General features: G+C 64.0%; 12 protein-coding genes. 7 read left to right on the top strand and 5 right to left on the bottom strand.

What is annotated here, in order from left to right; all coding sequences use genetic code 11:
• Positions 1 to 4: 4 nt before the first annotated feature.
• The 3 genes from KDB76_RS17710 to KDB76_RS17700 form a co-directional block, all read right to left on the bottom strand.
• Positions 5 to 601 carry an amino acid synthesis family protein gene (locus tag KDB76_RS17710; RefSeq protein ID WP_003258678.1) on the bottom strand — a complete coding sequence of 199 codons (597 nt, stop codon included), beginning with the start codon at positions 599 to 601 and terminating at the stop codon, positions 5 to 7.
• A 333-nt stretch (positions 602 to 934) separates the two neighbouring features.
• Positions 935 to 1,975: an LLM class flavin-dependent oxidoreductase gene (locus tag KDB76_RS17705; protein WP_038409783.1), complete on the bottom strand. Its 1,041-nt coding sequence runs from the start codon at positions 1,973 to 1,975 to the stop codon at positions 935 to 937.
• Positions 1,976 to 2,050: 75 nt separating this feature from the next.
• Complete coding sequence (locus tag KDB76_RS17700) at positions 2,051 to 2,536, bottom strand: flavin reductase family protein (RefSeq protein ID WP_003259250.1); 486 nt, start codon at positions 2,534 to 2,536, stop codon at positions 2,051 to 2,053.
• 317 nt (positions 2,537 to 2,853) lie between these two features.
• On the opposite strand from KDB76_RS17700, the gene KDB76_RS17695 reads away from it, so the two are divergent.
• The gene (locus KDB76_RS17695) at positions 2,854 to 4,260 is read left to right on the top strand and encodes a cytosine permease (protein WP_013973026.1); all 1,407 of its coding nucleotides are present in this window, start codon (positions 2,854 to 2,856) and stop codon (positions 4,258 to 4,260) included.
• A gap of 153 nt (positions 4,261 to 4,413) precedes the next feature.
• Here KDB76_RS17695 and KDB76_RS17690 read toward each other — a convergent pair whose 3' ends face one another.
• Positions 4,414 to 5,616, bottom strand: coding sequence for an FAD-dependent oxidoreductase (locus KDB76_RS17690; RefSeq protein WP_038409782.1), 1,203 nt, complete (start codon positions 5,614 to 5,616; stop codon positions 4,414 to 4,416).
• Between the two features lie 258 nt (positions 5,617 to 5,874).
• On the opposite strand from KDB76_RS17690, the gene KDB76_RS17685 reads away from it, so the two are divergent.
• Positions 5,875 to 6,414 (top strand): Rrf2 family transcriptional regulator, encoded by a 540-nt coding sequence (locus tag KDB76_RS17685; protein ID WP_003259245.1) that lies wholly within the window; start codon positions 5,875 to 5,877, stop codon positions 6,412 to 6,414.
• 107 nt (positions 6,415 to 6,521) lie between these two features.
• Here the strand turns inward: KDB76_RS17685 and KDB76_RS17680 are convergent, their stop codons facing one another.
• Positions 6,522 to 7,433, bottom strand: a complete 912-nt coding sequence (locus tag KDB76_RS17680; RefSeq protein ID WP_013973024.1) for an AraC family transcriptional regulator — start codon at positions 7,431 to 7,433, stop codon at positions 6,522 to 6,524.
• A 102-nt stretch (positions 7,434 to 7,535) separates the two neighbouring features.
• Between KDB76_RS17680 and KDB76_RS17675 the strand changes: the two genes are divergently transcribed.
• The 5 genes from KDB76_RS17675 to KDB76_RS17655 all read left to right on the top strand — a co-directional run bounded on the left by KDB76_RS17675 (position 7,536) and on the right by KDB76_RS17655 (position 12,025).
• Positions 7,536 to 8,096, top strand: coding sequence for a carboxymuconolactone decarboxylase family protein (locus tag KDB76_RS17675; RefSeq protein WP_003259243.1), 561 nt, complete (start codon positions 7,536 to 7,538; stop codon positions 8,094 to 8,096).
• A 99-nt stretch (positions 8,097 to 8,195) separates the two neighbouring features.
• Positions 8,196 to 9,260 carry an acyl-CoA dehydrogenase family protein gene (locus tag KDB76_RS17670; protein WP_038409781.1) on the top strand — a complete coding sequence of 355 codons (1,065 nt, stop codon included), beginning with the start codon at positions 8,196 to 8,198 and terminating at the stop codon, positions 9,258 to 9,260.
• On the top strand, positions 9,257 to 10,078 hold the full coding sequence (locus tag KDB76_RS17665) for an ABC transporter ATP-binding protein (RefSeq protein ID WP_038409780.1): 822 nt from the start codon (positions 9,257 to 9,259) through the stop codon (positions 10,076 to 10,078). The genes KDB76_RS17670 and KDB76_RS17665 overlap by 4 nt, the downstream gene beginning before the upstream one ends.
• Positions 10,065 to 11,270: an ABC transporter substrate-binding protein gene (locus KDB76_RS17660; RefSeq protein ID WP_003259241.1), complete on the top strand. Its 1,206-nt coding sequence runs from the start codon at positions 10,065 to 10,067 to the stop codon at positions 11,268 to 11,270. The genes KDB76_RS17665 and KDB76_RS17660 overlap by 14 nt, the downstream gene beginning before the upstream one ends.
• Positions 11,270 to 12,025, top strand: coding sequence for an ABC transporter permease (locus tag KDB76_RS17655; RefSeq protein ID WP_013973020.1), 756 nt, complete (start codon positions 11,270 to 11,272; stop codon positions 12,023 to 12,025). The genes KDB76_RS17660 and KDB76_RS17655 overlap by 1 nt, the downstream gene beginning before the upstream one ends.
• Positions 12,026 to 12,212: the final 187 nt, after the last annotated feature.

The following is a 12,212-nucleotide window of genomic DNA, read 5'->3' as shown; positions in this document are numbered from 1 at the left end:
GTTGTTATTGAGCGTTGGCTTTTTCGGCAGCCAGTTCTTCCAGGTCGATGTAGCGGTTGCCGATGCGCGGGTGCAGGCGGCCACCGTCGGAGGCGCCCAGGACCACGACGATCTCATCGGCACGCGGGGCATCTTCGATCTGCATTTCCAGGGTGATGTAGTGCGAACGCAGGCCTTCGTCGTCCTTCTGCATCATCGGGATCTGGATCGAGGTGCCCGGGCCGCCGCGCTTGTTGGTGAAGCTCAGGTAGCTCTTGGCCTGTACCGCTTCACGGTAGTGGTTGCCGAAGCGCAGGGTGTGGATCACCGCCGAGGCGTGTTCGATTTCGCCGTCGGCACCGACGACTGCGGCCTTGCCGTAGGCTTCGATCTTGTCGGCGCCGCCGATGGCTGCAGTCAGGCGCTCGACCATCAGGGCACCCAAGTCCGAGCAGTTGGCACGGATTTCCGGCTTCAGATCTTCAACGAAACCGCGACCGGCCCATGGGTTCTTGATCACGACGGCCAGGCCGACCATGGTCACCGGCTTGTCGGTGGCCTTGCCGCCTTCGATGCGGGTCTCTTCGGAGTAGGTGACGATCTTGCGGATTTCGAAACTCATGGGTGGCTCCTGGTGAGGGTTATCAGCTCTTGTTGTCTGATGGTATACCATAATATTTGTTGTGCAAGAGGTGGCTGGAAATTTCTCTTGCGAGGGGACGAAAGGCGCTGTGTATCGGGGTTTTTGTGGCGTTCTGTACCGGCCTCTTCGCGGTGAACCCGCTCCCACAGGTACCCCACAGGGTTCATGGTCTGCGCCATACCTGTGGGAGCGGGTTTACCCGCGAAGAGGCCGGTACAGGCAACGGATCAATCCCCCAAAAAAAGCCCGCTCCCGCGGGCCACAGGGCCCACGGGAGCGGGCGCGTCCCGCAATGTTTCAGGTAATGGGAAATCAGGCGAACGCCGGCACCACTTCCTTGATGAACAGCTCCAGCGATTTCTTCTTCTCGGCGTGGGGCAGGCTGTTGTCGCACCAGAAGCTGAACTCGTCGACGCCGAGTTCCCGGTAGTACTTGATACGCGCGATGATCTCTTCCGGCGTGCCGATCATGGTGTTCTTGCGGATGTTCTCCAGCTCGAACGCCGGCACTTCTGCGAACTTCGATTCCGGGCTCGGCTCGAGGAAGCCGTTGACCGGGGTGGTCTTGTTGCCGAACCAGGCATCGAAGGTGCGGTAGAAGCGCGAGATGGCCTGGGCGCCGACTTTCCAGCCTTCCGGCTCGGCCGGGCTGTGCACGTGGGTGTGGCGCAGCACCATCAGTTGCGGGCGTGGCACGCCCGGGTTGTTGTCCAGGGCGGCCTGGAACTTGTTCTTCAGGTCCAGCACTTCCTCGTCACCCTTCATCAGTGGGGTGACCATGACGTTGCAACCATTGGCCACGGCGAAGTTGTGCGAGTCCGGGTCGCGGGCGGCGATCCACATCGGCGGTACGGCGTTGTAGGGCTTCGGCACGCTGGTGGAGGTGGGGAACTTGTACACTTCGCCGTCATGGGCGTAGTCGCCTTCCCACAGCTTGCGCACCACCGGCACCATTTCACGCAGGGCCTTGCCGCCGTCGGTGGCCGGCATGCCACCTGCCATGCGGTCGAATTCGAACTGGTAGGCGCCACGGGCCAGGCCCACTTCCATGCGGCCCTTGCTGATCACGTCGAGCAGGGCGCATTCGCCCGCCACGCGGATCGGGTTCCAGAACGGCGCGATGATGGTGCCGGCGCCCAGGCGGATCTTGTCGGTGCGCGCAGCCAGGTAGGCCAGCAGCGGCATCGGGCTTGGCGAAATGGTGTATTCCATGGCGTGGTGTTCGCCGATCCACACGGTGCTGAAACCGCCGTTCTCGGCCATCAGGGTCAGTTCGGTCAGGTCTTCGAACAGCTGGCGGTGGCTGACCTGTTCATCCCAACGTTCCATGTGCACGAACAACGAAAATTTCATGGGGCTTTCCTCAACGCTTGAAAGGGGCTGGCGCCTGGCAGGGTTGGCACCAGCGGTCTCGATTCAGAATAGGCTTCAGGCAAAGGCCGGCAGGCTGGCCATCTTGCCGCGGCAGTACACCATCGGCCGTGGCGCCTCTTCAGGGACGATCAGGTTGTGCACCTTGCCGACCATGATGGCGTGGTCGCCACCTTCGTATTCGCGCCACAGTTCGCATTCGATGACTGCGGTGGCACCGGCCAGGATCGGGTTGCCCAGTTCGCTCAGGGACCACTCGATGCCACTGGCCTTGTCCTTGCCCTTCTTGGCGAACGCATAGGCTTCGGCCTGCTGTTCACCGGACAACAGATGAATGGCGAAGCGCTTCTGCCTGATCAGCACGGGGTAGGAGTCGGAGGTGTAGTTGGGGCAGAACAGCACCAGCGGCGGGTCCATCGACAGGGAGGAAAAGGCGCTGGCGGTCAGACCGACGACCGAGCCATCGTCGTCCAGGGTGGTGATGACGGTAACGCCGGACGGGAAGGAGCCCAGGACATGCTTGTAGACGGTTGCGTCGATCATCTGGTGTACCTCTATAGGGCTGCGGTGGTCCGCGGTTTTTATCATTGATGTGTCTGATGGTATACCGTAATACCTATTTTGCAAGCGGAATTTTCAAGCGAGGGTGTTGCGCGATGAACGGCTCAAGCCCGCGTATACCGTGGGCTTGAGCGGTGAGGCGGTTTGCCGCAGGGGTTGCGCGAGCGGATCAGTGGGCGTTTTTTCCTACGGATCAGTGTTGTCAAAAGTTTGGAATACCATAATATGGTCCGCAGCTGAGAGGCCGCCTAGAAGCGGTTTCCTTACAAAGATAAAAACGACCTTTCGAGCTGAATCCTATGTCCCAACCGTCGTCGCAACACCAGTTTGTCGAGAATCACACGGTCGATTACGTTCCACCTGCCGAGCGCCACGGGAAGGCGCGCGACCTGTTCACCCTCTGGTTCAGTACCAACATCGCGCCACTGCCCATCGTCACCGGCGCCATGGTGGTCCAGGTGTTCCATCTGAACCTGTTATGGGGGCTGGTCGCCATCGTGCTGGGCCATCTGGTCGGGGGCGTGGTCATTGCCCTTGCCTCTGCGCAGGGACCGCAGCTGGGCATTCCGCAGATGGTGCAGAGCCGTGGCCAGTTCGGCCGCTACGGCGCCTTGCTGATCGTGTTCTTCACCGCGCTGATCTATGTCGGCTTCTTCATTTCCAACATCGTCCTGGCGGGCAAGACCATCCACGGCATCACCCCGAGCGTGCCGATGCCCGGCGCGATCGTGATCGGTGCGCTGAGTGCCACCGCCATTGGCGTGATCGGCTACCGTTTCATTCACATCCTCAACCGCATCGGTACCTGGGTGATGGGTTCGGCGCTGCTGGCCGGCTTCATCATGATGTTCGCCCAGGAACTGCCGGCCGACTTCTTCAGCCGTGGCGCGTTCAACCTGTCGGGCTTCATCGCCACCGTGTCGCTGGGCACCATCTGGCAGATCAGCTTCTCGCCGTATACCTCCGACTATTCGCGCTACCTGCCGCGTGAAGTGGGCATTGCCAAGCCGTTCTGGGCCACCTACTTCGGCGCTACCCTGGGCACCATCCTGTGCTTCAGCTTTGGTGCGGTGGCGGTGCTTTGCGTGCCGGAAGGCACCGATGCAATGGATGCGGTCAAGCAGGCCACCGGCTGGCTGGGCCCGATCCTGATGGTGCTGTTCCTGCTCAACATCATCAGCCACAACGCCCTCAACCTGTATGGCGCGGTGCTGTCGATCGTCACCGCGATCCAGACCTTCGTCGCCGAGTGGACGCCGAGCATCAAGGTGCGGGTGGTGCTGGCTTCGGTGATTCTGGTGGTTTGCGGCCTGGTAGCGCTGAATGCCTCGGCGGACTTCATCGGCCAGTTCATCGGCCTGATCCTGGCACTGCTGCTGGTGCTGGTGCCGTGGGCGTCGATCAACCTGATCGACTTCTACCTGATCAAGAGGGGCCAGTACGACATCGCCTCGATCTTCAGTGCTGACGGCGGCATCTATGGCCGCTTCAACCACCACGCGATCATTGCCTATGCGTGCGGCATCCTGGTGCAGTTGCCGTTTGCCAACACGTCGCTGTATGTGGGGCCGTATTCCAATATCGTCGAAGGGGCTGATCTGTCGTGGCTGTTCGGCTTGCTGGTGACGGTGCCGCTGTATTACTGCCTGGCGACCCGGGGCAAGGCTGCCGAGAAGGCGGGGCGGGTTGTGAGTGTGAATGACTGATAGATTGGCGTTGCTGTAACAGGGGCTGCGTTGCAGCCCATTCGCAGCGCAAGGCTGCTCCTACAAAGGAATCGCGTTGCATGTAGGAGCAGCCTTGCGCTGCGAATGGGCCGCAACGCGGCCCCGGTTGTTTCAGCTCGCACCTCGCTGCGGTCAGACGATCGCGATCAGCGGGTCGGCAGCGGCCAGTGCCAGGGCGCGATCAGCCGCTGGCGGGTAGATCCACACCGAGTTGATCTGGCGCTTGAGGTCTTTGCCTTCCTGGCCGTGCAGCTTCAGTTCGCGCTCCCAACCCTCGCTGAACGTCGCGCCCCATTCGCCCAGGTCCAGGCAGGTGACGTACTTGGGCTGGCGGTACACCACCGGCTGCAGGCCGAGCAGGTCGGCCGCGGCGTTGTTGCCGGAGTGGCGGCCCATGGGGATGGCGTGCTGGCAGGTCATCAGGGCGTGGTTGCCCAGCTCGTCCACAGCGGCCCAGGCGGTGTCGCCCGTGGCGTACACATGGTCCTGGCCGAGCACCTTCAGGTGGCCGTCCACTTTCAGCCGGCCGAAGTGGTCACGCTCGCCGGCAACCTGTGCGGTCAACGGGCTGGCCTTCACGCCAACGGTCCAGATCACGGTGTTGCTGGCGATATGGTCGCCGTTGTCCAGGGTAACGCCACCGGCATCGACAGCCACTACCGAGGCCCCGGCCTTCCACTCGACCCCGGCCTGTTCGCAGGCTGCGATGATCGACGGCGTGATACCGGCGCCCAGCGCCGCACCAACTTGCGCACCGCGGTCGACCACCACCACCCGCACCGCTGCACTGGCACCGAGGATGGCACGCAGGCGGGCAGGCATTTCCGTGGCGGTTTCAATACCTGTGAAGCCACCGCCACAGACCACCACAGTGTTGCGTGCAGGCGAAGCGGGCTGGGCGGCCAGACCGACCAGGTGCTGTTCCAGGCGCATGGCCGATTCCATCTGGTCGACATCGAATGCATGTTCGGCCAGGCCAGGCACTGCCGGGCGTGCGACCTGGCTGCCGGCGGCGAGGATCAGGCGGTCGTAGGCGATCTGTTGCCGGTGCCCCTGGGCGTTGGTGTAGCTGACGCTGCGCCCTTCGGTATCGATGCTGTCGGCATTGCCCGGGATGAAGTGAATGCCCACCGCTTGGAACAGCTCGCCCAGCGGGGCCTTCATGCCGTGCACGTCGGCCTCGTAGAAGCGCGGGCGGATGCGCAGTTCAGGCTGTGGAGCGAGGACGCTGACGTTGATGTCGGCGCGCTGGGCCTGATCGAGCAGGCGCGCAGCGCTCAGGGCGCTCCATACACCGGCAAAGCCGGCACCGATGATGAGGATGTTCGATTTCATGAAGGTGCTCCGCAAGGTTCGAAAGGGGCTTCGAGGGCGGGTTGTGTGCCTCTCGAATAACTACGACTGTATTGATCGTAGTTAGTGCGTGCAAGTCTTTTTTCTCACAGGCCGACACTCCGCATGACCATTTCACGGCTCGAATAGCTGTATTTACTGGGCTTAAGGGATAAACAAGGCCGACAGACGGCAGCTTTGCGCTTTGCGGTGCGGATGCTATAGGCGTATTATTTGCGACAAGATTGGTCGGAGATAGATATGTCGCTCTACAGTGCTGGCGTCGAATACGGTATCCATTGCCTGCTGTTCCTGGTGGACGAGCGGGGCGATTCGCGCGAGTCCAGCGTGCGCGACCTGGCGGAGTTGCAGGGTGTACCCCAGGAGTACCTGGCCAAGGTATTCACCAAGCTGGCCCGTGCCGGTCTGGTGGCCGCCACCGAGGGCGTGCGTGGCGGCTTCCGGCTGGCGCGGCCGTCGGATGAAATCACCGTGCTGGATATCGTCAATGCCATCGACGGGCCGAAGAAGATCTTCGACTGCCGCGAAGTTCGCGAGCGTTGCAGCCTGTTCGAGGGATCGCCGCCGGGTTGGGCGACCGAGGGCACCTGCGCGATCCACGCGGTGATGCTGGGTGCGCAGAAGCGCATGGAAGAGGCCCTGGCGCAGCAGACCATCCTTGATCTGGCGCGGCGGTTCGGGCGCAAGGCGCCGGCCGAGTTCGGGCAGAAGGTCAATGCCTGGATGGGTGAGCGGCGGGAGGGCAAAGGGGCAGGGGATATTCCGGTCAGTCAGGTCTGAATCTGCTGCCTGCACCGGCCTCTTCGCGGGTAAACCCGCTCCCACAGGTTCCAGAGATTGTGATATCCCTGTGGGAGCGGGTTCACCCGCGAAGAGGCCAGTGCAGGCTAACGCCCCTCATGCTGCCGCCGATACGCCCCCGGCTGCAGCCCCACCGCCTTGGCAAACGCCCGGGTAAACGCCGCCACTGACTGATACCCCACCTGTGCCCCCACCTGCTCCACGGTATGCCCCGCCCGCAGCAACTGGCTTGCAAGGCGCATGCGCAGCGCCAGCAGTACTTGCCCCGGCGACTGTCCGGCCAGTTCATTGAAACGCTTGAAAAACGCCGACCGCGACAACCCGGTACAGGCGGCCATGCTTTCCAGCGTCCACGCTTGCCCCGGTTGCTCGATCAACTGCTCCAGCAAACCGGCAAACGCCGGTTGCCGGGCGAGGGCGACCAGCCCGCCCAGCGATTGCCCGGCATGCACCTGCTGGCGTAGCACATACAGGAACAGCAAGTGCGTCAGCCGCTCCAGCAACGTCTGGGAAGGCCCGGCGGCGCGCCGGCACTCCTCCAGGATCAGCTCGAACAACGCCCGCGCCGCATGCCCGGCCGGTTCATCGGCGCGCAGCAATATCCAGTCGGCCAGGCTGTCGACGATCAGCGCCGACAACCCCGGCCTGAAGTGGAAGAAACCACATACCAGGCCCACGCCATCGACCGCATCAACGTCCATGGCCTGCATCTGCTGGCGTGGCTGGGCGCAGGCACTTGCAGGGTCCTGGTCGCTGGCCAGGCGATAGCCGAGGTCGCGCAGCAGGAACACCGCATCGCCCGCCTCCAGGCGCAGTGCCTCGGGCTGGCCATCGATGTGCAGCCAGCAATGCCCTTGCACCACCAAGTGGAAGCTGGCCCGGCCCATGCCTTCGGTGCTGGCGTGCCAGCCGCGGCAGTAGCGGCCCACATGGAACAGGCTGGCATCGAGCTCCAGGCCCTCTAATAACCAATCGACAAGGTGGCTGGACGAAATCATCTAATGCAAAGACTCAAGAGCAAGGAAAGGCGACTGATGAATATGGAGGGTAGTTCTTATAACCAACAGACTGTAGTGACACTCATCAAAGGAGACCACTCCATGTCCTCGCGCATTACTTTACACACGCTGCAGAGCGCCCCGGAAGCGGCCCGTCCGTTCCTCGAGAACGCCCAGAAGAATTCCGGCTTCATCCCCAACCTGCTGGGCGTACTGGCCAATGCCCCGGCTGCGCTGGAAACCTACGTGACCGTTTCGGCACTCAACGGCAAAGCCGAACTGAGCCTGGCCGAGCGTGAAGTGGTGCAGCTGATTGCCGCCACCCAGCATGGCTGCGACTTCTGCGTGGCTGGCCACACGGCCGTGGCCCTGAACAAGGCCAAGCTGCCGCAGGAAGTGGTCGATGCCCTGCGTGCCCGTGGCGAGCTGCCCGATGCCCGGTATGAAACCCTGGCCGCGTTCGCCCGCGAAGTGATCGCCACCCGCGGCAATGTCAGCGAGGCCACTTACCAGGCCTTCCGCGCAGCCGGTTTCAGCGAAGGCAACGCCCTGGAGGTGATTCTGGGCGTGAGCCTCGCAACCCTGTGCAACTTTGCTAATGTGTTCGCCCAGACGCCGCTCAATGACGAGCTCGGCAAGTACCGCTGGCAACCTTCTGCATGATCCGCGCGTGACACCGGTCGTACCGCGATCGTTGCAGGAGCGGCCTTGTGCCGCGAATGGGCCGCCAGGCGGCCCCGGCGTTTTCAAAGGAGCAAGACCATGCAAGATTGTGCATTTCGACGCTGGCTGGATGCCAATGCCGAGGCCATTGACCGGGGCCAGTGCGAGCCGCAGCTGGTGCTGGCGCAAATCGCCGAGTCGCAGCTGCTGCGCGTCGGTGTCGACCCCGCCCAGGGCGGCACGGGCGGGCAGGTGACCGACGCGGTCGAGGCCATCGCCGCGATCGCCAGCCGCTCGCTGGCAGCGGCGTTCGTCTGCTGGGGCCAGCGCGCCTTCATCGAATACCTGTTGCACAGCCCCAACCAGCCCCTGCGCGAGCACCTGTTGCCGCGCCTGCTGACTGGCGAATTGGCCGGCGCCACCGGGCTGTCCAACGCCATGAAGTTCCTGTCCGGCATCGAAGCGCTGCAGGTGCGTGGGAGCCCGCAAGCCGATGGCTGGCAGCTGGAAGGGCGCCTGCACTGGGTGACCAACTTGCGCAAAAGCGGCTTCGTGGTGGCTGCGGCTATCGAAGACGAAGCCGGTGGTGCACCGTTCGTGCTGGCCATCCCGTCCGACGCACAGGGCCTGGAGCGTTCCGACGACCTGCAACTGATGGGCCTGCAGTCGAGCAACACCGCGGCACTGGCCTTCCACCAGGTGCAATTGCAGCGTGGCTGGTTGCTGCACGAAAATGCCCGTGAGTTCCTGCCCCGGGTACGCCCGGCGTTCCTGGCGCTGCAGTGCGGCATGGCCATTGGCCTGGCGCGGCGGGCGCTGGCGGAAGTGCAGGCACACCTGCATGGCCGTGCCTCATTCCTCGACGAAGCACGTCAGGTGCTCAGCGAACGCCTGGAAAACACCGTGAACGAGCTCAAGCAGGGCCTGCTCGATGGCCGCTTCCAGCAGCAGCCGGCGGCCTTGTTCAAGCTGCGCATCACCTTGGCCGAAAGCGCTGCCGACGCCGTACAGCTGGAGTTGCAGGCCAGTGGTGGAAAGGCCTACCTCAGCGAGTACGGTGAAGGCTTTGCCCGCCGCTGGCGCGAGTCGGCCTTCGTGCCGATCGTCACGCCCAGCCTGGTGCAACTGCGCGCCGAACTGCAACGCCAGGCGGGCGCGGCATGAGCCAAATGTTGCTCGAAGCCCGTGACATCAGCCTGGGCTACCCGCGCGAGGGTGGCTGGCAAGCGGTGCTGGCGCAGTTCGACCTGCAGCTGGCCCCCGGCGAAGTGGTGACCATCCTCGGCCCCAGCGGGGTCGGCAAGTCCAGCTTGCTGCGGGTACTGGCCGGCCTGCAGCAGCCCCGCGGTGGCAGCGTGACCCTGCACGGCCAGCCGCTGCAGGGCCCGCACCCACGCCTGGCGGTGGCCTTCCAGGACCCGAGCCTGTTGCCCTGGTTGAACCTGGAGAAGAACGTCGCCTTCGGCCTGGACTTCGCCCGCCAGCCAAAACTTGCCGCCGCCGAACGGCGCGCACGCATCGACCATGCGATTGCCGCCGTGGGCCTGGCCCATGCCCGTGGCCAGTACCCGGCGCAGTTGTCCGGCGGCATGGCCCAGCGCACCGCGCTGGCCCGCTGCCTGGCCCGCCAGCCCGAAGTACTGTTGCTCGACGAGCCGTTCGGCGCGCTGGATGAAGTGACCCGGGCCGACATGCAGCAACTGCTGCTGCAACTGATCGCCACCCACAATACGGCGGCGGTGCTGATCACCCACGATATCGACGAAGCCCTGCTGCTGTCCGACCGGGTCCTGCTACTGGGCAACCACCCAGCGCACACCCTCGGCCAGTGGCACATCGACCTGCCGCAACCACGGACGCAGCGGGTCGAGGAACTGGGCGCCTTGCGCATCGAAATCCTCAAAACCCTTCGGCGGGCAAGCCGCACAGTCGAACCTACCCCAACCCCATTGCCCTCGGAGGCTGTCCATGTGCATGGATGACTGCTGTTCCTCTTCTTCGCGTCGCGATTTCCTCAAGCTCGGCGCCATGCTCACGGCCGCCGGAGCACTGCCGTTGCTGTCGAGCCTGCAGGCCCGGGCCGCCGCCGAGCCGGACGCGCCGGTGCGTATTGGCTACCTGCCGATCACCGACGCCACGCCACTGCTGGTGGCGCACAACAACGGCCTGTTCGAGGCCGAAGGCATCAAGGCCGAGCGCCCGGTGCTGCTGCGCAGCTGGGCGCAGGTGATCGAGGCGTTCATCTCCGGCCAGGTCAACGTCATCCACCTGCTGTCGCCGATGACCGTGTGGGCCCGCTACGCCAGCAAGGTGCCGGCCAAGGTGGTGGCCTGGAACCACGTGGGCGGTTCAGGCCTGACCGTGGCCCCGGACATCAGCGACATGAAACAGCTGGGCGGCAAGACCGTGGCCATCCCGTTCTGGTACTCGATCCACAACGTGGTGCTGCAACAGATGCTCGACGACAACGGCCTGACCCCGGTGTCGAAGCCGGCCAATGCGCCACTGGCCGGCAACGAAGTCAACCTGCTGGTATTGCCGCCGTCCGACATGCCGCCGGCGCTGGCCAGCAAACGCATCGCTGGCTATATCGTCGCCGAGCCCTTCAACGCCCTGGCCGAGAACCTCAAGGTTGGCCGCGTGCAGCGCTTTACCGGCGATGTGTGGCGCAACCACGCCTGCTGCGTGGTGTTCATGCACGAGCACGACCTGAACAACCGCCCGGAGTGGTCGCAGAAGGTGGTCAACGCCATCGTCAAGGCCCAGCACTGGACCCGTGACCACCGCGCCGAGGCCGCCGCACTGTTGTCCAAGGCCGGCCCCAACAAGTACACGCCGCATGAACCTGCGGTGCTCGGCAAAGTGCTGGCCCCGGCCGCCGAGGACCGTGCCGGTTACATTGCCAGTGGCGCCATTCGCCACCAGCAGTGGGACGAAAAGCGCATCGATTTCCAGCCTTACCCGTTCCCCAGCTACACCGAAGAACTGGTCAAGCGCCTGAAAACCACCCTGATCGAGGGCGACAGCGCGTTCCTGGCCGGCCTTGACCCGGCACAGACCGCCCGCGACCTGGTCGACGACCGCTTCGTGCGCAACGCCATTGCTACCGTTGGCGGGCCGTCGGTGTTCGGCATCGCCGATAACTTCGAGCGTAGCGAGGAGTTCGCGGTCTGATGCGCACGCATGTCGTTCATGCCGGCCTGGGGCTGGCCGGGTTGCTGGGTTTGTTGCTGTTGTGGTGGGCCGGTGTCGCGCTGTTCGGCCAGGCCGATGGCCTGTCGGCGCGCTTTTCGCCGGCAGCGACCCTGGCCAGCCTGGTCGAGTTGCTGGGGCAGGGCGAGGTGTACGGGCATATCTGGGTCAGCCTCAAACGTATCCTGATCGGGCTGCTGCTGGCGCTGCTGATCGGCGTGCCGCTGGGCTTGCTGGTGGGCAGCTACCGGCACCTGGAGGCGGCGACCACGCCGGCGTTCCAGTTTCTGCGCATGATCTCGCCGCTGTCGTGGATGCCGGTGGTGGTAATGCTGATGGGCGTGGGGGACCAGCCTGTCTACTTTCTGCTGGCGTTTGCCGCGTTGTGGCCGATCTTGTTGAACACGTCGGCCGGGGTAAGGCAGCTGGACCCGCGCTGGTTGCAGTTGAGCCGTAGTTTGAGTGCCACGCGCCGGGAAACCTTGTGCAAGGTGATCGTGCCGGGGGTGATCGGCCATGTGCTGACCGGCGTGCGCCTGGCTATCGGCATCCTGTGGATCGTGCTGGTGCCGTGCGAAATGCTCGGGGTCAGTGCGGGGCTGGGGTACTTCATTCTCGATACCCGCGACCGGCTGGCGTATTCCGAGCTGATGGCGATGGTACTGCTGATCGGGGTGCTGGGGTTTGTGCTGGATGCCCTGGCGCGTGGGCTGCATCGGCGCTGGGTGCATGGCTGACAGGCCAGTGTGGCTTCTTCGCGGGTAAACCCGCTCTCATAGAACTGCACATAACTCATTGAATTAGCAGGGACCCTGTGGGAGCGGCTTTAGCCGCGAACACCGGCGCAGCCGGTGCCATGCACCGCGTTGGATTCTTCGCGGCTAAAGCCGCTCCCACAGGGTACGAGGATCGCTTGCGAATTCA

It is taken from the genome of Pseudomonas sp. JS425, assembly GCF_018223845.1.
In the GTDB taxonomy this organism is placed as follows: Bacteria; Pseudomonadota; Gammaproteobacteria; order Pseudomonadales; family Pseudomonadaceae; genus Aquipseudomonas; species Aquipseudomonas asiatica.
This window is presented reverse-complemented; position numbering and strand designations above follow the sequence as displayed.

Excerpts from the sequence above, each read along its gene's own strand:
- KDB76_RS17710 (WP_003258678.1), bottom strand. The coding sequence starts at position 601 with ATGAGTTTCGAAATCCGCAAGATCGTCACCTACTCCGAAGAGACCCGC.
- KDB76_RS17705 (WP_038409783.1), bottom strand. The coding sequence starts at position 1,975 with ATGAAATTTTCGTTGTTCGTGCACATGGAACGTTGGGATGAACAGGTC.
- KDB76_RS17700 (WP_003259250.1), bottom strand. The coding sequence starts at position 2,536 with ATGATCGACGCAACCGTCTACAAGCATGTCCTGGGCTCCTTCCCGTCC.
- KDB76_RS17695 (WP_013973026.1), top strand. The coding sequence starts at position 2,854 with ATGTCCCAACCGTCGTCGCAACACCAGTTTGTCGAGAATCACACGGTC.
- KDB76_RS17690 (WP_038409782.1), bottom strand. The coding sequence starts at position 5,616 with ATGAAATCGAACATCCTCATCATCGGTGCCGGCTTTGCCGGTGTATGG.
- KDB76_RS17685 (WP_003259245.1), top strand. The coding sequence starts at position 5,875 with ATGTCGCTCTACAGTGCTGGCGTCGAATACGGTATCCATTGCCTGCTG.
- KDB76_RS17680 (WP_013973024.1), bottom strand. The coding sequence starts at position 7,433 with ATGATTTCGTCCAGCCACCTTGTCGATTGGTTATTAGAGGGCCTGGAG.
- KDB76_RS17675 (WP_003259243.1), top strand. The coding sequence starts at position 7,536 with ATGTCCTCGCGCATTACTTTACACACGCTGCAGAGCGCCCCGGAAGCG.
- KDB76_RS17670 (WP_038409781.1), top strand. The coding sequence starts at position 8,196 with ATGCAAGATTGTGCATTTCGACGCTGGCTGGATGCCAATGCCGAGGCC.
- KDB76_RS17665 (WP_038409780.1), top strand. The coding sequence starts at position 9,257 with ATGAGCCAAATGTTGCTCGAAGCCCGTGACATCAGCCTGGGCTACCCG.
- KDB76_RS17660 (WP_003259241.1), top strand. The coding sequence starts at position 10,065 with ATGTGCATGGATGACTGCTGTTCCTCTTCTTCGCGTCGCGATTTCCTC.
- KDB76_RS17655 (WP_013973020.1), top strand. The coding sequence starts at position 11,270 with ATGCGCACGCATGTCGTTCATGCCGGCCTGGGGCTGGCCGGGTTGCTG.